At 58.0% G+C, this 20827-nt stretch carries 19 protein-coding genes; 7 read left to right on the plus strand and 12 right to left on the minus strand.

Translation table 11 applies throughout. The annotated features are described in order from the left end of the window. Positions 1-63 precede the first annotated feature (63 nt). Together EC9_RS00455 and EC9_RS00460 are read right to left on the minus strand one after the other, a co-directional pair. Complete coding sequence (locus tag EC9_RS00455) at positions 64-1401, minus strand: methyl-accepting chemotaxis protein (RefSeq protein ID WP_145341420.1); 1338 nt, start codon at positions 1399-1401, stop codon at positions 64-66. A 198-nt stretch (positions 1402-1599) separates the two neighbouring features. After that, positions 1600-3969, minus strand: coding sequence for an alpha/beta fold hydrolase (locus tag EC9_RS00460; RefSeq protein WP_145341422.1), 2370 nt, complete (start codon positions 3967-3969; stop codon positions 1600-1602). A gap of 252 nt (positions 3970-4221) precedes the next feature. Here EC9_RS00460 and EC9_RS00465 point away from each other — a divergent pair, with 252 nt between their 5' ends. Continuing rightward, a complete protein-coding gene (locus EC9_RS00465; RefSeq protein ID WP_145341424.1) occupies positions 4222-4401 on the plus strand; it encodes a hypothetical protein in 180 nt (59 codons plus the stop codon). A gap of 114 nt (positions 4402-4515) precedes the next feature. Here the strand turns inward: EC9_RS00465 and EC9_RS00470 are convergent, their stop codons facing one another. From EC9_RS00470 to gcvT, 4 genes are all read right to left on the minus strand, one after another. Beyond that, complete coding sequence (locus EC9_RS00470) at positions 4516-5205, minus strand: FHA domain-containing protein (protein WP_145341426.1); 690 nt, start codon at positions 5203-5205, stop codon at positions 4516-4518. A gap of 419 nt (positions 5206-5624) precedes the next feature. Continuing rightward, positions 5625-6377, minus strand: a complete 753-nt coding sequence (locus EC9_RS00475) for a lipoate--protein ligase family protein (RefSeq protein ID WP_145341428.1) — start codon at positions 6375-6377, stop codon at positions 5625-5627. A 27-nt stretch (positions 6378-6404) separates the two neighbouring features. Beyond that, on the minus strand, positions 6405-6788 hold the full coding sequence (gcvH, locus tag EC9_RS00480) for a glycine cleavage system protein GcvH (protein WP_145341430.1): 384 nt from the start codon (positions 6786-6788) through the stop codon (positions 6405-6407). Between the two features lie 40 nt (positions 6789-6828). Then, positions 6829-7947, minus strand: a complete 1119-nt coding sequence (gene gcvT / locus EC9_RS00485) for a glycine cleavage system aminomethyltransferase GcvT (protein ID WP_145341432.1) — start codon at positions 7945-7947, stop codon at positions 6829-6831. Positions 7948-8201: 254 nt separating this feature from the next. Between gcvT and EC9_RS00490 the strand changes: the two genes are divergently transcribed. After that, a complete protein-coding gene (locus EC9_RS00490; protein ID WP_218934484.1) occupies positions 8202-9113 on the plus strand; it encodes a cation diffusion facilitator family transporter in 912 nt (303 codons plus the stop codon). A 64-nt stretch (positions 9114-9177) separates the two neighbouring features. On the opposite strand, the gene EC9_RS00495 is transcribed toward EC9_RS00490, so the two are convergent. Together EC9_RS00495 and EC9_RS00500 are read right to left on the minus strand one after the other, a co-directional pair. Beyond that, a complete protein-coding gene (locus tag EC9_RS00495) occupies positions 9178-10383 on the minus strand; it encodes a molybdopterin molybdotransferase MoeA (protein WP_145341434.1) in 1206 nt (401 codons plus the stop codon). After that, positions 10340-10978, minus strand: a complete 639-nt coding sequence (locus EC9_RS00500) for a molybdenum cofactor guanylyltransferase (RefSeq protein ID WP_145341437.1) — start codon at positions 10976-10978, stop codon at positions 10340-10342. Before EC9_RS00500 ends, EC9_RS00495 begins: the two co-directional genes overlap by 44 nt. Positions 10979-11100: 122 nt before the next feature. Between EC9_RS00500 and EC9_RS00505 the strand changes: the two genes are divergently transcribed. Beyond that, entirely contained in the window at positions 11101-12129 is a 1029-nt protein-coding gene (locus tag EC9_RS00505) for an Rpn family recombination-promoting nuclease/putative transposase (RefSeq protein ID WP_145341439.1), read from the plus strand. Between the two features lie 72 nt (positions 12130-12201). Here the strand turns inward: EC9_RS00505 and EC9_RS00510 are convergent, their stop codons facing one another. Further along, positions 12202-12543 carry a carboxymuconolactone decarboxylase family protein gene (locus EC9_RS00510; RefSeq protein ID WP_218934485.1) on the minus strand — a complete coding sequence of 114 codons (342 nt, stop codon included), beginning with the start codon at positions 12541-12543 and terminating at the stop codon, positions 12202-12204. A gap of 235 nt (positions 12544-12778) precedes the next feature. Between EC9_RS00510 and EC9_RS00515 the strand changes: the two genes are divergently transcribed. The 4 genes from EC9_RS00515 to EC9_RS00530 all read left to right on the plus strand — a co-directional run bounded on the left by EC9_RS00515 (position 12779) and on the right by EC9_RS00530 (position 16197). Beyond that, positions 12779-13102 (plus strand): calmodulin-binding protein, encoded by a 324-nt coding sequence (locus EC9_RS00515; RefSeq protein WP_145117278.1) that lies wholly within the window; start codon positions 12779-12781, stop codon positions 13100-13102. 61 nt (positions 13103-13163) lie between these two features. Further along, positions 13164-14534, plus strand: a complete 1371-nt coding sequence (locus EC9_RS00520) for a helix-turn-helix domain-containing protein (protein ID WP_145341441.1) — start codon at positions 13164-13166, stop codon at positions 14532-14534. A 4-nt stretch (positions 14535-14538) separates the two neighbouring features. Then, positions 14539-15015, plus strand: coding sequence for a hypothetical protein (locus EC9_RS00525; RefSeq protein ID WP_145341443.1), 477 nt, complete (start codon positions 14539-14541; stop codon positions 15013-15015). Positions 15016-15135: 120 nt separating this feature from the next. Further along, entirely contained in the window at positions 15136-16197 is a 1062-nt protein-coding gene (locus EC9_RS00530; RefSeq protein WP_145341445.1) for an Mrp/NBP35 family ATP-binding protein, read from the plus strand. Positions 16198-16319: 122 nt separating this feature from the next. Here EC9_RS00530 and EC9_RS00535 read toward each other — a convergent pair whose 3' ends face one another. The 3 genes from EC9_RS00535 to ftsY form a co-directional block, all read right to left on the minus strand. Then, positions 16320-17564, minus strand: coding sequence for an outer membrane beta-barrel protein (locus EC9_RS00535; RefSeq protein ID WP_145341447.1), 1245 nt, complete (start codon positions 17562-17564; stop codon positions 16320-16322). A 466-nt stretch (positions 17565-18030) separates the two neighbouring features. Then, positions 18031-19407, minus strand: a complete 1377-nt coding sequence (locus tag EC9_RS00540) for a porin (RefSeq protein WP_145341449.1) — start codon at positions 19405-19407, stop codon at positions 18031-18033. 332 nt (positions 19408-19739) lie between these two features. After that, complete coding sequence (ftsY, locus tag EC9_RS00545; RefSeq protein WP_145341451.1) at positions 19740-20720, minus strand: signal recognition particle-docking protein FtsY; 981 nt, start codon at positions 20718-20720, stop codon at positions 19740-19742. Positions 20721-20827 lie beyond the last annotated feature (107 nt).

The raw sequence follows: 20827 nt of genomic DNA on the forward strand, positions 1-20827 counted from the left end.
CGAAGTTCGTCGCGACAGCCGTCTGCAGGTCACGCAAATGAGCCTGCGTTTCCGTTGTGCCTTTTAATGGCTAATCGACAGCAGTTTTTGCGCTGTGGAACTGAGTCCCGACATCAACACCGACTGCTCTTCGACAGCCGCCGCGGCGGTGGTCGTGTTGGTGCTAACTTCGGAGACGCCATCGGCGATTCCCTTGATCGAAAGGACGACCTGTTCGATGTTCGATTGAATGTCGGCGACGTTGGTCTCGATGCTGTTGGTCGCTTTGGCTGTTTGCGTCGCCAATTGCTTCACTTCGGTCGCGACGACTGCAAATCCACGACCTGCCTCGCCCGCACGCGCCGCTTCGATCGTGGCGTTCAGCGCCAGCAAGTTGGTTTGCTCGGCAAGGTCTTGGATCACTCCGACAACTTTGCCAATCGATTTGCTGTTGGAGTTTAGTTCCTCGACACACTGGGTTGCGGCGTTAGCATCGACTGTCGCGGTCTGAGCCAGGCTGGCGGTTTGCGCGATATTTTGCGAGATCTCGTCGATCGCTTGGGCCATCTCGGTGACGCTGGCCGCGATTGAAGAGCCCACTTCGCTGGCTTGCCGTTTCGTTTCCATCTGGTGCGAGATATCGGTCGCGTATTTCACGACCTTTTCGACTTTCCCCTTCGCGTCAAAGACCGGGTTGTAGGTGGCTTGCAACCAGATTTCCCGGTTCCCTTTGGCGAAGCGTTTGTATTCGTCTTGTTGGAATTGACCACGCGCCAAGGCGTTCCAGAAGGCGACGTAGTCGCTGCTGTTAGCCCACTCGGGATCGCAGAACATGCGGTGGTGGTGTCCGCGAATTTCATCCACCGAATAACCCATCGCCTCGCAGAATTTTTGATTTGCGGTGAGGATCGTGCCGTCGGGACGGAAGTCGATACAAGCCTGAGTCTTGTTCACCGCATCGATCGCTGCCAATTTCTTGGCGCTGATATCGACCGCAAATTTGACAACTTTGTAGACCTTGCCGTCTGGATCGCGCACTGGATTGTAGGTGGCTTGAATCCAGATCTCTTTGTTGTTTTTGCCAAATCGTTGGTATTCCGAAGATTGGAATTCCCCGTTGGCAAGCGCGTTCCAGAAGCTCGTGTATTCGGGCGATTGCGCGTAATGGGGGTCGACAAAGATGCGGTGATGTTGGCCGCGGATTTCCTCGAGCGAATAGCCGAGACAGCTCAAGAAATTTTGGTTGGCTGTAAGAACTTTGCCCGTCAGGTCGAACTCGATGATCGCTTGGGAGCAGTTGAGGGCGTTGAAAATTTGTGAGTGGTTTGATGATTCGCTGTCTAAGGCCTCCGTTGCCTGGTCGAGCACTGCGACACTAATATCATTGGCTTCGTGTGCTGCGAAGATTTTATTGTTCCACATTTTAATTCGCCCCTTGCGTCGATTTGGCTGGTCACAGTCGTGAACATGTTGCCGCGGATAAAACACTTTGATATCGAAGCCTAGGTTAGCTCGGTGATGTGTCAAGCTATAAGGGGGGATAAACCTTTGTTTCGATCGATCGATCGCCGATCGATTGTGCCTGTCTCGAATGGGGCAGACCGAGCGGCCGCAGATCGATTAGGGGAACTGGATTCGCGTCCAGAAGAACCGTTGGCGATCGGCTCGGGTGCGGACATCTTCCAGCATCACGCGCAGGTCGCCGTCGTAGGCGAGCCGAGTCGATTTGGAGCGCCACGAGACGCGGATCGGTTGGTCGAGCTTGACTCCCATTTCTGGGGAGAGCAAGATGCTGCAAGAATCAGCCGGGATGCTGGTGATCTGTACATCGCCGTTGGCCGTGATCTGGGCCTTGATGTCGCCGGGGCGCAGCCGGTCGGCGTGTTCCCAAAGAAATGGGCTGATGCTGATCGATGGTTTGAGGTCGTTCAGTTCCAGCCACCAAAAAAATTGATCGCCCGCCCGCATCGTCGAGACTTCGATCCGTTCGGGAATCGGTTGACGGCGGTGGCTGCGGAGCTGCATCCATTTCAGGATGTCATCGATCTCCTCGTGGAAATCCTCTTCGCCACGGCCGCGATAGCTGACCAACATGGTGTCGTATTGAGGCCGCAGGTAGCGTTGCAAGACCGCTCCGTTGCGGATCATCGGAGCTGGGTAGCCGGCCAGTTCGCCGAGCACGAAATACTGTGGAAAGTATTTGCCGTTGTCGGAGTAGTGTCGGATGTGTTTGTCGGCGTCGGCGGAGATTGTCACGAGCCCCGCCCACAGATCGGGATGCGACAGCGAGATATCCCAGGCGGCCGATCCACCGGAGCTGTGTCCGGCAAGGAAGACGCGATCGGGGTCGATCGACGTCCGTCGCAACGCGTCGCGAAGAGAGCTCAACACGCGGTAGTGTTCGCGGGGCGTGAAGCGATATCCGGTGAGGTCTTCGTTTTGCCATTGAGGAGCGATCACAACAAATCCATGTCGCGACGCGGGGCCCAGCCGTTGATTTAATTCCGCGTTGTAGGTCCCCGTCCACCATGCGATCTGTTGGTCCAGGCTGCGGCCCGGTTGGTGCAAGGTGACGATGCAAGGGTAGCTGCGGAGCGGATCGTATTCGGGAGGCAGTTGAATTAGGTATTCGTGGGCAGCGACCTCGCCTCTACCTGGCATCGCGATGCGATATAGACCGGGTGTCTCCGGATCGGCCGACTCTTCGGGCAGCGACAGCGGCGGACGCGTGGTGCGAATGATTCGCGAAACGTTTTCGGGGGTCGCTCCTTCCTGGTTGGCCAGTTCGGCCAGGATCTGTTCGCGCCGCGCCGGATCGCTGCTGGCCAGATACTCATCGACAAGCTCCCGGACTCGGATCAACGATCGGGCGACCGCGAGGTTTTGTTCGCCTGTTCCCGACCCCAGCAGCCAGCCGCCGATCGCCAGGGCGATTCGGTTCTCGAGGGTGATGTTTTGGACTTCGCCAAGCCGTTGGTAATCGCTCAACCGGGCCATTGTTTGCGGCTTCAGATCGCGTCGGATCTCTTCCAGTAAAGGCAATATCGGTTGGGCCGTTTCGGGGGCGAGTTGTTCGACCTGTTTAGTCAGCCGGTCGACTAGATTGCTCGCTAATTGATCGTCCTCGCGAAACTTGCGGAGTGCATCTTGGACCTTGATTCGGGTTTCGATGGCAACGTCGTCGATCGGAAAGCTGTGCAGCATTTGCTTGGCAAACTGAGGCTGGCCGGCATCGCGCCGGAGGATCGCTTCGTCGAAGATCTGGCTCGCTTCCTGTTGGATCAGCGTCCGCAGTTGCCGCTTCAGCCCCTTGGCTTCGGGGAAGTCTTTGATCGCTTGTTTCAATGTTTCCCGAGCGGCGGCGTAGCGGCCCGCTTCGATGTAAAAGCGGAACAGCTGCAGGCGGCCATCGAGTTCGGACTGGTCGATCCAGTTGGAGAGGATCGTATTGAGTTGATTTGACGGGAAGGCGGAAGTGGCGATCCGCATGTCCCAGACGTACGATCGCGTCGACAACAATCCTTCGACTTTGACGTAGCGTGAGTTGAGTTCGGTGATCCCTTGGTGGATCGTCAGTGGTCCTTTGGGACCCTGCATGCTGAAGGTGCGGCGGCCATAGGGATCGAAGGGGGAGATACCAAAAATCGAACCGACCGCGCTGACGACGCGGCCGCCGGCGACCGGCGTGCGTTGGTCCAACAGGATCGGTTGGCCAGTGTCGGCCGGAGCGATGATCGTGGGGGGGACCACCATCGCGCGTTGGTTCAGATAGATCCGCCGCAGACCATCGTCGATCATCCAGATCGGTTTCGCTTCCACCCCTCCCTCAGCGGCCGCTTGAAAAGCGTTTTGGTCGATCGAGGCGAGTTCAACCACCGAGCCTTGCAGTTGCAAGCCATTGCGGAGCTGAATGATCCGCTCCGCCGCATCGATCGCACCCAATGGTAGCAGGGCGAACAACAGAATCGTACGAGTGCGTGTTGCCAACATCGAGCTGGAGGTTCTCCAAATAAATCGTTCGATACGGTTGGGCAGACATTCGCCGGATTTTCGATACACTGAAGCCCTGGCTGCCGAGCGCCACAAGATGAGCGATGTGTGGGGCTGTGGTCTCCGACGTCCGCATCCCTGTTTGGGATGCATCCGATCTTAGATACAGTGTAGAACCCCCCAGCATCTGCTGTATTGTTCGGGGGGCTTTGTGCCCAGTCAAATCATTCCGCGAACTAGGAACCAAGTGCAATGCAGGTGTCACGACTGACCGGCACGATCGCTGTGACTGGACCACTGTTGTTCATGGTGACAGCAATCGAGCTGCTGTCGGCGTGGTCGGGAGATCCGGCTTTTGCGTCCTTTTTTGGCACGATTCGGATCGCGATGTTGGTTGTTTTGGTGATCGCGCTGTCGCAGCGACGCCAATAGTCCCGGTGTAAAGAGTCCTCGTCGCTTTGTCCAACCGCAAGCTCTGGCGGCGCAACGCATTTCTGCATCAGCCGGCCGCCAGGCCCGATTCAGACGTTGGTCAAACGTCTTTTGTTATCGTCCGCTGAAGAACTTCTTAAGCGCTTCGCCCGCCGCATCGCGAGAATTGTCCGACATCTGTTTCTTCATGCTTTGAGGGAGCTTTTGCGGCGGCTTCTTCTCGGGGGGCTTGCGTTTGCCCGACTCCTCTTTGGAATCCCCATCGCCGACGGACAGTTCACCGCTGAGTTCCTCGTCCCCTTCGATGGTTTTCGAGGCTTCGAAGCTCATCTGCCGCGTCTCGGGCTCGCCCAGTTTGCGGACACGTTCGATGTTGTCCGCTTCGTCGAGCCAGGAATTGATGTCGACTTCTTCGAACTTGCTGTCGTCACCGGAAGCATTGACGGTTCGCTGGGCGGCGTCTTTGACGTCGACGACCTGCGACTTTTTGGGGCCTCCCAAGCCGTATTCGACGAGCACTTCAAATTCCAGTTTGCCGACGGTCAGCGCGTCGCCAGGCTTGAGCGCCTTGGCGCGATCTGGTGGCAAGCGGTTGCCGTTGACAAAGGTTCCATTGCGGCTTTTAAGATCTTGGATCAGCAATTTCCCGTCCCGTTGGACGAGAATGCAATGCTTACGACTCACCGATTCGCTCTTTGGGCGAAGCTGGCACTGATCGTTCCGACCAATCAAAAACTTCTCCTGGCTCACCGGTATCTCGCGACCGGCATGGCTTCCCGAGAGAACTTTTAGTTTTACCTGCATCTTGCACCTAGTTTCTTAATCGACAGTTTGGCTCTTGGTTTTACGTGCGCTACTCAGCAGTTGGTGGGAATGGATTTGGGATAATAAAGAGATATCGGCGAATCGAAAGTAAATTATAAAAGGCAGTCAACAATTGGCTGGTTTGATCGAAATAAAATCAAGGCCAGTGAGGAAGCATAATCAGGACGCGTAGAATTTGCTCTGTGCTGCCAGGAAAAAAATGCGGCTCAAAAAGAAAATGGCTTGATCCGCATCGTTGAAACAGCCGTAATGGCGGACAACGTACCTGAATTCCAGGTTTGCTTAAACATCGCATCCGCACAAATTGTACCAAATTGTCCTAAACGGGCCAGTAACTTGGGACGCAGATTTCTTGCCAAGTAGGTGTGGTGTGGCCGGTGTTTCTTCTTGGGGGGGGGCTAGCGGCGGTGGGTCCAAGCCGAGCTGGCAAAACGCGATTTGGCGACTTCGTTGGCTCGAAGAGTCTCGGCGGCGGAGAGTTCGGCCGGCGAGGTATCGGCATCGAGTGCTTTGGATAGGGTTGCTGTCAGGTGATCAGCGAACTGTGCCGGATCGCACGACTTACCCGAAACGCATTGCAGTCCGGGTAGCATTGGAGCCGCGGGACTGGTCTGAAGCAGGATGCTGCCGTGCTGTAGTATCGCTCTGCCAACGCGTCGTTGTGCGCTGCCGGCGATCTTGTAGCCCGAGACGACGAGGTCTTCATCGGTCCGACGCTCGAAGCACAAGAAGGCGTCGTCGGCGGCTAGCGGCAGCCAACCGCTGTCGGCAAACCGGCGGGCGGTTTGCAGCGCGATCGCCGCAATCGTCTCCATGATCGCGTTGTGGACAGTTGCGTAGATCGTCAGATCGGCGCCGTGCCGCGATTTGGGTGTCGCGATGCTAAGGCTGTAGGTGAGTTCCGCATCGTGCACAATCGCTCCTCCGCCGGAGCTGCGGCGGACGACGGGCAAGTCGGCGCTCCAGGGGTGCTGTTGGCGATCGTCGTACTGCTGGAAATATCCCAGGCTGAGCGTCGGCGATTTCCAGCGGTACAGCCGCAGGCAGGCTGCGGCTCCCTGGTCGACCGATTCGGCTAGCGCTTGATCGATCGCCATGTTCATCGCGCCGTCAAACGGGTCGTCGATGTGTCGGATCAAGCGAGCGTCCATGAGAGTCCTTTGTCTCGGGCCGGCGGATCAGTTGCCTTCGGCGCACTGCTTCTGATAGGCCTCGTGGTTCAACAGCTTCGACGCGTCGGGTTCGCCGCTGACCCGTACTTTGATCATCCAACCGGCACCAAAAGCATCACTTCCCAGCAGGTCCAGTTTGCTCGGCAGTTCGGTGTTGATCTCGATCACTTCGCCGGCGACGGGGCTGTACAGCGGGCTGACAGCTTTGACCGATTCGACTTCGCCAAACTCTTCGCCCACGTTCAACTGGCGGCCGACTTCGGGCAGTTCCATGTAGACCAGGTCGGTCAATTGTTCGGCGGCAAAGGTGGTGATCCCGATCGTGGCGACGCCCGATTCAACGTGCACCCATTCGTGAGTTTCCGCGTACAGCAATTCTTCTTGATTCATCTTTTGATATCCCAGTTTCAGGCCAAGGCAGCGACGTTGATCAACGGTTTCGTTTGTAGAACGGTAAGGCGGCGACGGTGGCCGCGGCGCGTTTGCCGCGGATGTCGATCGTTAGCGGCGATCCGATTTGCGAGTGCTCTGCCGCGACGTAACCCATCGCGATCGGATATTGCAGTGTCGGCGAGACGGTGCCGCTGGTGATCGCGCCGATGTTTTGCTCGTTGGCGTCGAGGATTTGGCAGCCTTCGCGGGCTGGCCGAACGCCTTCGACGCGAATCCCCACGCGGACGCTTTGCGGTGGGGCGGCTTTGATTTTTGCCAACGCTTCGGAACCGATAAAGGTGCGGTCTTTGAAGTTGCAGGCGAATCCGAGGCCGGCGGAAATCGGGTCGATCGATTCGCTCAGCTCATGCCCGTACAACGGCATGCCGGCTTCCAGTCGCAGCGTGTCGCGGCATCCCAGCCCGGCGGCTTGAATGCCATGCTTGCGTCCGGCGAGCATCAGGTTTTCCCAGATTCGAGCGGCTTCGTCGGCGCGGGTGATCAATTCCAAACCGTCTTCGCCGGTGTAGCCGGTGCGGCTGACGATCACCGGTTTGTTGAACTGTTCGGTCACGTAGCTGTGGTAATATCCCAGCTTGTCGGCGGGGTGTTTGAACAGACCTTCGACCGTCGCCATGGCCAGCGGGCCCTGCAGCGCGATCATCGATGTCAATTCGGTGCGGTCGGTGCAGATCACGTCGGGGTATTCTGCCATCCGCGGCGTCAGCCACTCGATGATTTTCTGGCGGTTCGACGCGTTGACGACCAGCATGTGGAAGCGGCCGCCGGAAGGTTTTTCGATGTGGTAGACCAACACATCGTCCAGGATGCCCCCTTCTTCGTTGCACATCAGGCTGTATCGGATGCCGCCGGGGGCGAGGTCACTGACGCGGCGGGTCAGCAGGCGATCGAGCAGTTCGGCGGAGCGGTCGCCGTCGAAGCGGATGCGTCCCATGTGCGAGACATCGAACAGCGTCGCGGCGTTGCGGCAGGCGTTGTGTTCGGTGACGATCGACCCGTAATGGATTGGCATGTCGAACCCGGCAAATGGGCTCATCGTCGCGCCGGCGGCGCGGTGCCAGGAGGTCAACGGAGTGGTTGCGATGCTGTCAGTCATGGGTTTGATAACGAGGCCAGTGGGGTGGGCGTCATTCGATTTGCCAACACCAGCGGGACGTCTCCGGCAGATGATGGAGACGCCTTGTACATCGGGTAACTTGCAAGGAACTGGCGTCGATACATTGCATCGCTTATTGTAACGATGCCCTTGTGGGCTGCTAGGGTATCGTGCAAACGCGGTGGCGGCGTGCACCCTGGATTGGGATCAAGCATACCGTTTTCGCCCGCGTTGGATTCAGGCAGAGCATTCCATTGAATCGTCAGGCTCGTCCCGAAGCATCGATCATCCAACGCGAGGGTGTCTATCGCGAAGCCTCGCGGACCGCTTCGTTGGGGCTGGGCGTTAACGTCTTTTTGGTGATCTTGAAACTGGTCGGCGGGACGATTACCGGTTCGGCGGCGCTGATTGCCGATGCGATCAATTCGGTCGGCGACGTCGCCAGTTCGCTGGTCGTGCACGGTGCGCTCTGGATGGCCCAGCAGGATGAAGATGATGATCATCCGTATGGGCACACAAAAGCGGAGTCGATCGGGGCGCTGAGCATTGCGATTTTGATCGCGTTTTCAGCCGGCATGTTGGCGATCGAAAACATTCGCCATCTGCGCGAGGTCGTGTCGGTGCCGCCGCAGACCGCGGCGATCATCGCGGCGTTGTGTGCGGTGTTGAAAGAGGCGATCTATTGGCAGACGCGGCGGGTCAGCAGCCGGATCGATTCGCGATCGCTGCAAGCCGCGGCATGGGATCATCGCAGCGATGCGATCTGCAGCGCGGCGATCGCCGTCGCACTTTTTGCCGCTCCCTACCTGGGACCGTTGGGCCGGTTTGCCGATCCCGTCGCGGCGATCCTGGTTTGTGCGTTGTTGATCGGGATCGGAGTGCGGTTGTTCTGGCAGACGGCACTCGAATTGATGGACCAGCAAGCCGATCCAGAGCTTACCGATTCGATCCGCCATCGCGCCGAGGAGATCGGCGAAGTCACGCGGATCGAAAAGCTGCGGGTCCGCAAAAGTGGCTTGGAGTTCTTCGTCGATATCCACGTCGAGGTCGATGCGCAGCTGACGGTCGGCGAAGGGCATCGGATCGGACATCTCGTAAAAGATGAATTGCTGCGCAGCTTCCCCCGTGTCCGCGATGTCCTGGTTCATGTCGAACCGGACGACTGAGCCTTGGTCGGTCGCAAGCTTTTCCTGCCACGCGTGCTTCATCCGAATGCAGCGTTTTCTCGCGCTAGTCCTGCCAACGCCAGAACGGCCAAGGACCCGAGCCGGTTGAGTTGGGGGGCTGTTCGGTGAAGCCGTCGCTGGCGGCCATCGAAACCAGGTCGCCGGAGCCCTTGGACGGGACGAGATTGACACTCCCTTGCTCGTTTATCTGGACCAGGCGGAACCAGTGCAGTGGGAGCGTCCGCGTGCCGGGATCATCCAGCATCACCCGTGGCGCGGGAGGGAGCCAGTCGCGTTTCCCAGCTTGGCGGCTGAGTAGCGGCAGGACAAACCGGCGGCAGCCAACCGCTGCACTTACCGGATTGCCAGGCAGTCCAATGATCGGTTTGCCCGCGGCAGTGACCGCTCCCAAGATCGGCTTGCCGGGTCGAATCGGCAGTCGATGGAAGATCACCTCGCCGTCGTTTTGCCCGATCGCGTCGGGGACGAAATCGTAATCGCCCATCGAAACGCCGCCGGTCAGGATCACGGCGTCGGAGTCTTCGATGGCCGCGGCCAATCGCTCGGCAAGCCCTTGTTGATTGTCGACAACGCGATCGACGCACCGCACGTGCAACCAGTTCTTTCCCGAAAGCAAAGCGTTCAGCGTGGGGCCGTTTGAATCGCGCAGCTGCCATGGTTGGACCTCCGCATCGACGTCATGCAATTCATCGCCGGTGACCAGGATCGTGATTTGCAAAACGCGAGCGACGTCGACCTGGCTAGCGCCAAAGTTTGTCGCCGCCGCGATCGCGCCAGCGTGCAGCGTCGTTCCCGCCTGTAGGATTGCCGAACCCTGGCTGGCGTTTTCACCTTGCCGGCGAATGTTCTCGCCCTTGCGACAGTTGGCGGTCGCGGGAAGCAAGCGGATCGAATCGGGAGACTCTTGCGTCTCTTCGCGTTTGACAACCAAGTCGTAATCTTGTGGCACGATCCCACCAGTGAAGACTCGCATTACGTGTCCCGGTTGAACGTCTGGTGTAGGATGCCCGGGGACACTCTCTCCCAATACGGGGAGCGGTTCGTTGCGGCCGAGGTCGGTCAGGCGGATCGCGTAGCCGTCCATTGCCGAAACGTCGGCGGCTGGGCTGTCGCGATCGGCGTGTATCGGTTGGCTGAGGATTCGTCCCGACGCGTTGGCTAGCGAGATCGTTTCACTGGCGACTGGGGCGATCCGCCCGGCGAGTTCAGCGATCGCTTGGTCGGGCGTTTTTTCTGACTTCTCGATCATGGTAGGCGTTCCATTGTTCAGGGGTGTCGACGTCTTGGATCGCTTCGCGGCGGATCGTAATCGTTTGGTGTGGTGTGCGACGCAGCCAGCGCATGATGCTGCGGTCGGTTCCGCAAGCGACAGCTGTCAACTGTTCAAGGTAAGTCGCGGGGTAGATCGCGACGAGGGGTTCGGAGAACTGGCCGTCGGCAGTCGCCGCGGCGATTCGGTCGGGATCCGCTTCCCAGGCTGCGATCAAGGGAGCAAGGTCGGTAGAGGTGAGCGCGGGTAGATCGACTGACACGATCATGGCGGCGGCAAATCCCTGTTGGTTCGCCAGTTGTAGAACGCTGGCGATCCCGCTGGCTGGACCTTGGGAGGCGTCGGTGTCGGGAACGGTTGGGAGCGATGTCGTCAGCTGTTGCGATGGGGCGACCGAGACGACGATCGATCGGCAGTAGGGATTCAGGCAGGCGGCGACATGTTCCAGCAGCGTCGTGCCCGTGGGCATCGGCAGCATCGCTTTGGAAGAGCCCATTCGCGACGAACGGCCGCCGGCAAGGATCGCTCCCAGCAGCGAGAGGCGTTGTGTCGTTTGGCTGGAGTGGATTGTCATCGCGTGTACGGGGGAGGGCGGTCCCGGCTGAGAGAGCCGGTTGTTGTTTAGGTCCGGTGTGCGTATTGTTGGGTTGGTGGCGGCGAGTGTTCGTGTGTGTTATTGCGTGATGGGCGTCGGACATGCTGAGGATCGATCCCAAAGTCGATTTTGCATTTAAGCAGATGTTGGGGCATCCCGGACATCCAGCGGTCACGATTCACTTTCTCAATGCGATCTTGCAGCCACAGGTGCCGATTCAGCAGGTGGAGATACTCAATCCTATCCAAGGCAAGCAGCGTGCCGAGGATAAGTTGGCAGTCTTGGATGTTTTGGCCTGCGACCACCTTGGGCGTCGTTTTAATGTGGAAATGCAAACCACGCTTCCGTTTGCACTCCCCAAACGTTTGCTGTACTACAACTGTCTTAATTATGTTCGCCAGCTGTCCGAGGGAGAGGGGTATCGAGGGCTTGCTCCGGCGATCAGCATATGTGTGCTCGATAAAGTGTTGTTTCGCGAGGACCCACGCTACCACTTGAGTTTCCGTTTGCGGAGCGACCAGGTGAGCGATTTGGTTTTTGTTAACGATCTGGAATTTCACACGCTCGAACTGCCCAAGTTTCAGCTGGCGTGTCATAATGTAAGTGCGTTTGCAGCGGAACAAAAATGGTTGTATCTGTTGCAGAACGCCGGATCGATGGACTTAGATGCGTTGGCGGAGTTGCTTGATGATCCGGTCTATCGCGAAGCCTTGGGAGTTTTGGACATGATATCAAAGTCACCTGAAGAACTCGATCTGTACGAAGCACGGCTGAAAATGTGGCGTGATGAACAGGCGCGAATGGAAGCTGCGCAGATCGAAGGGCTTGAGCGAGGCATCGAACAGGGGATCGAGCAAGGTCGTGAACTCGGGATCCAGAAAGGTCGTGAACTGGGGATCGAGCTAGGTCGCGAACTCGGAATCGAGCAAGGTCGCGAGCAAGGAATCCAGCAAGGGCGCGATTTGGGACTTGCCCGAGGGAAGATTTTGGGGCGGCTGCAATTGCTCGCTTCGATGCTCGACATGCCCGAGCCCGCGAGCTGGGGTTCGATGAGCGAGGAGGAGTTGAACCGAGTCGAAGCTGAGCTGCGTGAGCAGTTATCGCGGCGAAACGGAGGCTCCGGTCGCTAGCTAGTTTTGTCGCGGGCCGCCCGAGGGTTGTTCTGTGAGGCGAGCTGACCTTCTCCGCCGTGCTATTTGTTTTTATGGCTGCTGAGTTTCGGTGCTCTCTTTCGCAGCCGCTTTGGTCAGTACGTCTTCGACCCACATCCGAGCACGCATCATCGTGGGGAAGCCGATCGTCGGAGCGGAGAGCATTGCGACGTGTCGCAGTTCGTTGGGCAAGCAGCCCGCTTCGAGCGCCTTGCGGGCGTGCGAATGGGTTCCTCCTTCGAGCCCCGCGCCGATCGAGATCGCCAGTTTTGTCAGGGCGACCGATTTGGCATCCAGCGGCCCCGACTTAGCCGCTGCGGCTGCGAATGCTTCGTAGGCCTGCATGTACTCGGGGAATTGGTCGTGCATCTGTCGGTAGGGCTTGGGGATCATCGGTGCGGTCCATTGGGCTGCGGTTGGAAAGGAATCGCGTTGCAGTTGCGGCGATCGACGATTGGGCGTTTGGCGTATTCGCCATCGCTTGGGGATTGATATCACATGATCTTCGAGCCGTTCGGGGCCGATTTGTTGAACCGGTTGTGCGGCTTGTGCCGATACGAGGGGCAGCGGGTTTCTTGTCAGTAGAAGCCATAGACGCTCTGCGCACACTACCCGAGGGGGATTTGGAATGATTCGTCGATGCCTGATCGCGGCGTTTGTTGCCGTCGCATTTTGCTGTGTTACTGAACAAGCGGACGCACAGCAACAAGCCTATGGGCAAAATTGGGGTGGAGCCAACGGTTCGCGCGACTGGAATCGCTTCTACCACTACCCATACGTCTATTACCCACAGAACTTTTACGCGCCGCAGTACTTCCAGAGTGCTGACGATTTGTATCATCGCTATCCTCAGGAAATGCGGATTCCGGTCTACAATAAGAAGTGGCACAACTACTATCCAGCCGGTCGCCGTTATCATTACGGCCATCACTTCATCCTGGACGTCTTTTAGTCTGCCTGCCATGTGGCCTCGTGGCGGTGGGACTCCATCGCTCACTTAACGGAGGCGGCTCATGTCCGCTGGCTCGCGCGGCACCAGTATCCGACCACTCGGAAAGATTCTTGAAGCGATCGGCGAGCCGGTTTATGTCGTCACTCGCGACGGCCGCTTCGAGTACTTCAACCGTGCGGCTTTGGAATGGCTGGGCTGCGAATCGCAGCCGTTGCTCGACTGGAAACCGTCGCCCGATCGCGATCCCGCATCGGCAATCGACGCGCTGGCGCTGTCGCTGCAGCCGCCAAAGATCCTCCGTCGCGGCCGACCGATCTCGCAACCGATCGCTCCCCGCGTCGACACGCTTCAGGGACCAGCGTCCCGAGAGATGCTGTTTATTCCGTTGGGAGAGCCCGCCGTCGAGTTTGTCGTGGCGGTCGGCGATTGTCACTGGGCGGGTGAGGCGAGTGCGGAGTCGATCGATCTGGTTTCGCTGAGCCGTCAGTTAGCCGCGATCCGCCAGCAGTATCCCCGCCTGAATCAGCTTGGTCCGTTGGTTGGAGCATCGGGGGCGGCGGAGCACTTGCGCCGCCAAGCTTCTTTGGCTGCAGAGTGCTCGTCGAACGTCTTTCTCGTCGGCCGATCGGGTTGCGGGGGCGATCAGCTTGCTTTGGCGATTCATCGCCGCCCGACCGAATCTCCGTCGGCGTGGAGTTCGTTGACGCCAATCGATTGTGCGTTGATGGATGCGGAGTTGTTGGAAGCGGCGCTCTCGCCGGTGATCGCTCGGTTGGGCGGCAGTTCGACCGCGCGGGCAACGGTTCTGCTTCGCAATCTCGATCGCTTGGCCGTCGAAGCTCAGTCGCCGTTGCGGCAAAGGTTGGCCGAGTTCGGATCGCGTTTGCGATGCATTAGTTTGTCGGAGTTGTCGGTCGCCGAATGTCTGCGAAGCGAACATCTGGATGGCGATCTGATCTACCGCTTGGCAACGCTTGAGATCGCTGTTCCCTCGTTGACTCAGCGGATCGTCGACCTGCCGTTGATCGTTCAGTTTTTGATTGAACGCCGCGCCAAACCGAATCAAATCATCGACGGCATCTCGCGGCCGGCGCTCGACTTGTTGAGCACCTATCCCTGGCCTGGCGACTTCGACGAACTGGATGCTGCGATCCGACACAGCATGCGCGAGAGCGGTTCGCCGGTCATTCAGCCGCAACATCTACCGTTGGCGATCCGGTCCTATACGCCCCCGGATCCGGCGGCGACCGCCGACGATCGGCCTATCGATTTGGATCGCTTGTTGGCGCGAATCGAGCGCGAGTTGATCGATCGCGCATTGGAACGTAGCGACGGAAATCGGGCCGAAGCAGCTCGGCGATTGGGGATCAGCCGGTCGCGACTGTTGCGTCGGATCGACGACAGCGACGATTCAACCGAAGCGGAGGGCTGAGCCGATGCGATGCGTTTGGCTGCTTTGTGAATCGGGAAATCGTTGGCGTCCTGCGGTCGATCATTTTGCTGTGCAGATGTTACCGGCGGCCGACGACGTCTTGGAGATCCGCAGCATCGCGAGTCCCGAGGCGTGTCTGGCGGCGCTCGCCCAACAGGTGCCCGCGGTTGTGTTATGGGAGCTTCCGGCGGCTGGGGCGGGCCCGGTTCTGGAGTCGATCTCGCGGGCTGCGGCTCGCGGGGCAAACCGACCGCTGCAGTTCGTCGCGTTGTCGCAGGAGTCGGTCGTGCCCATCGGGATCGCTGACGAAGTTGAGCTGAACTTGCGCGAACTGGGCGTCGCTGGCGTCGTCGATCGCCCGGTTTCCTTGGCTAATCATGCTGCGATGGTGCGGCGATATTGGCAGCAAAATCAGCGCGACGACAATCTTTCGGCGGTGCGTGAGATCTGGGATCGATTGCCTTGGGCCGGCGATCGGTGAGCAAATCGCTGCATTGCGCGGCGATTTCGGCAACCCCGGTAGACCAACAGGCGTTCAGGAATTTAACCTCATGGGTTGGTTCCCCTGTTTTCTTCACATCTGCAACCGTGGGTTCGCGTCATGACACCCGATGATATTCGTTCGGCGATCGCCGATTTTCCCGATCCCGAAACTGGTCGTCCGATCGGTTCGACCGATCAAATCAAGAGCATCAGCTGTGATTCTGGGATCCAGGTGCAGGTTGGTTTGACCAGCCATTCGGCCGCGCTCAAAGAAGAGGTTGTCGAACAGTTGGCGTCGCGGATTGTCAGCCGATTCGCGGGGCAGAGTCCAGCGATCGAAATCGTCGACCACGACCGTCCGCCAGTTCGACTGGGGCAGATTGGATTGCGAGTCAAGAGCGTGATCGCTGTTGGTTCGGGGAAGGGTGGTGTCGGTAAAAGTACCGTTGCTGCCAGTTTGGCGCAGTGTCTGCAACGCTTCGGTTCGAAGGTCGGACTGATGGATGCCGATGTCTATGGTCCGAGCGTTCCGCATCTACTGGGAATTTCGGGCCGCCCCGAGGTCGATGAGAACAAGCGGATCATCCCGATCAAAAAGGGCCCGATGCCGGTGATGTCGATGGGGTTCTTGGTCGAACCCGATCAGGCCGTGATTTGGCGTGGGCCGATGCTGCACAGTTCGGTCACTCAGTTCCTTCGCGATACCGACTGGGGGCTGTTGGATTATCTGATCATCGACATGCCGCCGGGAACGGGAGACGTCGCGCTGACGTTGTCGCAGATCTTGCCGCTGTCGGGGGCTGTGATCGTTTGTACGCCACAAGAGGTCGCGTTGTTGGATGCGGTCAAGGCGATCTCGATGTTCGGCAAGGTGCACATACCGATCTTGGGGATGGTTGAAAACATGAGCGGTTTTCAGTGCCCCGATTGCAACAAGCATTACGACATCTTTGGCAAAGGTGGCGCCCGCGACAAGGCCGAAGAGCTGGAGACGCCATTCTTAGGCGCGGTGCCGATCAATATCCCGCTGCGAATCGCTGGGGATCAAGGGAAGCTGGCCGAATGCTTGGACGACGATGCAATTCGGGCACCGATGGATCAAGTCGCACGCGCTGTCGTTCGGACTCTGGCGGCGAAAAACGCTGCCGCTCCCGCGACACCTCAGTTGCCAACGCTGTAGTTCGGTAACACGTTGCCGATCCGGTCGAGCCTCGGGAACGCGGGAAATACAAAAAAAGCCAACCCATTCATTTGAATGAGTTGGCTGATGTGGAGTTCTCGATGGCCGATGCCGCGACGCGTTTAGAACGTCACGATAGCGTCGATGCCAAACGTCGTTTGGTTGCTTCTCGGGCTGTTTGTCGGCGAGTTTGGGTTGGTCTCGTTGATACCCAGCGGGTCCGCGTCGACATCCCAGTCCCATCGCACTTCGGGACGGATGGTGACAAACTCCTTGGGCTTCAGGTTCAGCCCCAGGGTCAACGCGTAGACGTCGGTGTGATCGTTGGTGTCGCGGCGGTTGTTCCACCATTCGAAGCGAAGGCCAGCTGCGACTTCATCCGCCAATTCATAGAAGAAGTAGTTGTTGATGGCAAATGTGTCGCGGGCGAATGTGTCGAATTGGTTCTTTGTGTCCAGGCGATCGATTTGCAATACGTGGTTAAAGTTCTCGACGGTCGTGCTGGCGACAATGCTGTGCATCTGGCCACGCTCTTTCATGTCCTGTCCACGCAGTTCGAGGTTCTCGTTCAAACGACCGATTGTGTTGGTGTAAGTGATGGTTGTGTAATCGGTCAGGACAACACTTAAGCCGCCTAGGAAGTTATCGCCATTGTCCGTGTAGCCCGAGTCCCATCCGAGCGTGTATCCACCCCAGATTGTCACAAATTCGTTCGCCTTGTGAGTGACCAATGCACCGGTATGGGTGAAAGGTTCGCTGTTAACCATCGTGTAGGAATGGCTGAAGAAAAAGTTGTCCGGTGCGCTGACAACCTCGTAGCCAATCAAAGTGAAGAAGTGTCCCATTTTGATCGAAGTGTTGCCGTAGGCTGCTTCGCCATACAATTGTGGCATCGCGTAGCCGTAGATGCCATTGTCCCAACCGGTGTCCCAGGAGCCGTTATCGACGCCGAAGGCTTGTGTGTCTTGCGCGTCGACGCCGTAGAGGTAATCGATACGTCCGCCGAGGTCGAGCCCCTGTGCACCGTTGGCCTGTTTTTCGGCAAACATCCACATTTGCGATAGGTTGACTCGGTCGGGGTGATTGTTGAATCGCATCGGCGAGCCGTAGGTGTAGTAGCCGAGTTGGGCCCATCCCCCGTAGGTGAAGCCGTCCAGGCAGCTAGCGAAGCAACCCGGCTTTGCCGCAGTGCCGCATGATTCGCAGCTTGCGTCGCCGTAGTATCCGCCATCGCCCTGGTATTCGTAGCCTTCCCCTGAGATGGGGTAACTCTCGGTGGGATATTCTTCGTGCCCAAACTGTTGCCCGACGGCCAGACCTGCGTTGCAGATGCAAGCAATCGCAAAGAACCTACTAATGAGATTCATCTTTGTAACTCCACGTGCCAATGCGTTCGCGTCGGGGCATGCGAAATACAACCCCCCCCCGAGTACCGCCAAAAGGGATTCTGGCGGCTGCGGTATCACTCTTACTATCGAAACAATCGCCACGACTATTAATGTCTTCCGGCGTAAAAGCTGCAAACCGGTGAGGGGGATTGTTTGGGTTGTGGCAAACTTTGCGGGTTGAGCGGACCGCGGGAGGCCTTAGGGGAGTGTCGATGAGTGCTGGGGCGGAAACGCGTCAATGCTAGCGGGCGACGCGGAGCGTGCCGACTGGAATTGTGGGAAGCCAGCGGTGGGAGGTGTGGCGTCGATCGATTTCACTGTGCAGCCGATAGTGAGCGGCTGGGTGTGGTTGGGAGATTCAACGAAAAAAGCCAGCGAGTTTGATGAACAAACTCGCTGGCTTCTGAATTAACACCAGCCCTCAGAGGGGAAGTCGAATTCGACTTTAGAAGGTGTAGATGCCGTCGATTCCGAAGGTCGTTTGGCTAGCAGCACCGTTCTCGTTGACTGCAAAGACCGCGCGGTCCGAATCCTTGTCCCAGGTCCAGCGAACTTCGGGGCGAACGATCCAGTTGGCGTTGCCGCGATAGTTCACGCCCAGCGTCAGGTCGTAGACGTCGTGGTTGTCGCCAGGGGCCAGGCCAAACTGGTTGCCTTCAACATTCCACCATTCGAAGCGAGCTCCCAGAGCCCAGCAGTCGTTGACTTGGTAGATCAGGTAGTTGTTGATATCAAACGTATCGCGTTCGTTCAACGACGATGTAGCACCTTGGATCGATGTCTTCAGGTAATCGATCTGGTTGATGTAGGACAGCTTGTTCGTCAGCTGCTTCTGAGTGACGACGCTGAACATGTTGCCCTTCTCGCCGCCATATCCGGGTTGCGAAACGGTGCCGAAGCGACCTGCAACGTAGGCGAAGGTGATGTTCGTGGTGTCGTCGATCTGTTGCGAGATACCACCGATGAAGTTGTCACCGTTGTCTTCGAAACCGGAGTCCCAACCCGCGGTGTAACCACCGTAGATCGTGGTGCTGTCGCTCAGGTTGTACGTAGCCAATGCACCGGTGTGCGTGAATGGCTCGCTGTTGTTCATGGTGAACGCGTGGCTGTAGAAGAAGTTGTCGGGAGCGGATACTACTTCGTAACCAATGATGGTGTAGAAGTGACCAACCTTGACCGACAGATCGCCGTAGGCAGCTTCGCCGTAGGCTTGTGGCAACGCGTGGCCGTAGATGCCGTTGTCCCAGCCGTTGTCCCAGTGGCTGCCTTGGTTACCGAACGCTTGCGTGTTCTGAGCATCGACACCGTAGACGTAGTCGACGCGTCCACCCCAATCGAGGCCGTCGGATCCGTCGGCAACCTTCTCCATGTAGAACCATGCTTGTTGCAGGTTCACGCGATCGGGATGATCATTGAAGTTCATTCCGTTGCGGCCAGCGGTGGTGTAGCCCAATTGCAACCATCCGCCCTTGTCCCAGCCCCAGTGATTTCCACACAGTTGCCAAGGGTCGCCCAGGTCGCAAGTTCCGCATCCGGCACAAGCCAAGCTTGGCAGGCTGCCGTCTTGGAAGAAGATGCCGCCGCCGCTGGCTCCGCCACAGCTGTCACAGCCGAAGCTGTCGCAACCGACTTCGCAGTCGCCTTCGCAACCACATGCTGGTTCGCAGCACGATGCGTCGAGACCGCAATCGGGTTCGCTGTCGAAACAACCAACCTGTGCGACGTCGCCAAAGTAATTCGTATTGATCTGTTGTGCAGTTGCCGAGCCCGCGTGGATTCCGCATGCAAACGCAGCCAAGAGTGCAAGTTTGCTAATTTTCATTCGATATTCTCCCCAATCCGTGAGTGATGTGCTTAAAACCACTTCTCATGAAATGGTTCTCAGCGTGAACCAAATCCGCCTACCAAGAGTGAACCAATTGAAAAACAGTTTGATTCTGGGGGATTCATCGACACTGCAGGACTTGTCCGCACGGTGAAGCGCGGAAATCATCGATGGAACTGAAGTTTGAGGTCCGTTTGTTCCGGTTATGAATTCGTTGCGGAATTCCCGGTTGCGGTGCTGCAGGTCAATGAAAGCTTGTCGCTGAGGTAAGCTTTTCGGAAGGTATCGAATGGTGGCCCGCAAGGGCCTATTGCCTCCCTCGAACAGGGTTATTCAGGCTTTCCAAGTGAGTCACTGAAGAGCGCTTGAGAGAACATCGGGGCATCGAAGGCGGCCATGTCGTCGATCCCTTCGCCCAGTCCGATGAACTTCACCGGCAGTTCGAATTGCTCTCGAATGGGAATCACGACACCACCTTTGGCGCTGCCGTCGAGCTTCGATAATACGATGCCGGTGCAGCCCGCCGCTTCGCTGAACCCACGCGCTTGGCTGATCGCGTTTTGTCCCGCGGTAGCGTCTAGTACTAACAGTACTTCGTGAGGTGCTGAAGGGACGGGTTTGCCGATCACTCGGCGGATCTTGTCCAGTTGTTGCATCAGATGTGTCTGCGTTTGCAAACGTCCTGCGGTATCGACGATCGCAACATCGAAATTGTCGTCGACGGCTTTCTGCACCGTGGCAAAGGCGACGCTGGCGGGATCGGATTCCGGTTTTCCAGTGACGATCTCGCAACCGATGCGTTGCGACCAGATCGTCAATTGCTCGACCGCGGCGGCGCGGAACGTATCCCCTGCGCCTAGGACCACGCGGTTCCCTTCTTGGGTCAACCGGTTCGCCAGCTTGGCGATCGATGTCGTCTTGCCCGAACCGTTGACGCCGACAACAAGGATCACCGTTGGCCCTTCGTCAGCCATCGACAGTTCGGCCGATTCCTGCGTCAGCATCGCTTCGACTTGGTCGCGAATGGTTGCCAGGATATCTTCCATTTCGACTTTGCGGCCGCGAAACTTCGTCGCCACATCGTCGCGAATGCGACCTGCCGGGCCGGCACCCATGTCGGTCCGGACCAGCCGCGCGAACAGCTCGCCCAGGAACTCGTCCTCCACCAAGCGGCCATCGTTTTTGAAGAGGTCGCGGATATCGGTGTTCAAGACTTGGCTGGTCTTGGTCAAGCTCTTGCGGAATTTATCGAACAGGCCAGCTTGGCTGGTATCCGGATCGTCTGCTTTCTTTTTGGACCAAAATGCCATTGTCTTTACCGTTGTCTAACTGATGTTGGGCGAACGCGTCGTCGGTTGCGGCCCGCAGGTGGGGCGTGGCAACTCTGCCGACTTATTTTAACGCTCGCCGGCATTTG

The sequence above is a fragment of the Rosistilla ulvae genome (assembly GCF_007741475.1).
Classification (GTDB): Bacteria; Planctomycetota; Planctomycetia; order Pirellulales; family Pirellulaceae; genus Rosistilla; species Rosistilla ulvae.

Bases quoted from the DNA above. Each gene is read 5' to 3' on its own strand.
- EC9_RS00510 (WP_218934485.1), bottom strand. From the start codon at position 12,543: ATGATCCCCAAGCCCTACCGACAGATGCACGACCAATTCCCCGAGTAC.
- EC9_RS00530 (WP_145341445.1), top strand. From the start codon at position 15,136: ATGACACCCGATGATATTCGTTCGGCGATCGCCGATTTTCCCGATCCC.
- EC9_RS00515 (WP_145117278.1), top strand. From the start codon at position 12,779: ATGATTCGTCGATGCCTGATCGCGGCGTTTGTTGCCGTCGCATTTTGC.
- EC9_RS00460 (WP_145341422.1), bottom strand. From the start codon at position 3,969: ATGTTGGCAACACGCACTCGTACGATTCTGTTGTTCGCCCTGCTACCA.
- EC9_RS00525 (WP_145341443.1), top strand. From the start codon at position 14,539: ATGCGATGCGTTTGGCTGCTTTGTGAATCGGGAAATCGTTGGCGTCCT.
- EC9_RS00500 (WP_145341437.1), bottom strand. From the start codon at position 10,978: ATGACAATCCACTCCAGCCAAACGACACAACGCCTCTCGCTGCTGGGA.
- EC9_RS00470 (WP_145341426.1), bottom strand. From the start codon at position 5,205: ATGCAGGTAAAACTAAAAGTTCTCTCGGGAAGCCATGCCGGTCGCGAG.
- EC9_RS00535 (WP_145341447.1), bottom strand. From the start codon at position 17,564: ATGAATCTCATTAGTAGGTTCTTTGCGATTGCTTGCATCTGCAACGCA.
- EC9_RS00495 (WP_145341434.1), bottom strand. From the start codon at position 10,383: ATGATCGAGAAGTCAGAAAAAACGCCCGACCAAGCGATCGCTGAACTC.
- gcvT (WP_145341432.1), bottom strand. From the start codon at position 7,947: ATGACTGACAGCATCGCAACCACTCCGTTGACCTCCTGGCACCGCGCC.
- ftsY (WP_145341451.1), bottom strand. From the start codon at position 20,720: ATGGCATTTTGGTCCAAAAAGAAAGCAGACGATCCGGATACCAGCCAA.
- gcvH (WP_145341430.1), bottom strand. From the start codon at position 6,788: ATGAATCAAGAAGAATTGCTGTACGCGGAAACTCACGAATGGGTGCAC.
- EC9_RS00455 (WP_145341420.1), bottom strand. From the start codon at position 1,401: ATGTGGAACAATAAAATCTTCGCAGCACACGAAGCCAATGATATTAGT.
- EC9_RS00505 (WP_145341439.1), top strand. From the start codon at position 11,101: ATGCTGAGGATCGATCCCAAAGTCGATTTTGCATTTAAGCAGATGTTG.
- EC9_RS00540 (WP_145341449.1), bottom strand. From the start codon at position 19,407: ATGAAAATTAGCAAACTTGCACTCTTGGCTGCGTTTGCATGCGGAATC.
- EC9_RS00475 (WP_145341428.1), bottom strand. From the start codon at position 6,377: ATGGACGCTCGCTTGATCCGACACATCGACGACCCGTTTGACGGCGCG.
- EC9_RS00520 (WP_145341441.1), top strand. From the start codon at position 13,164: ATGTCCGCTGGCTCGCGCGGCACCAGTATCCGACCACTCGGAAAGATT.
- EC9_RS00465 (WP_145341424.1), top strand. From the start codon at position 4,222: ATGCAGGTGTCACGACTGACCGGCACGATCGCTGTGACTGGACCACTG.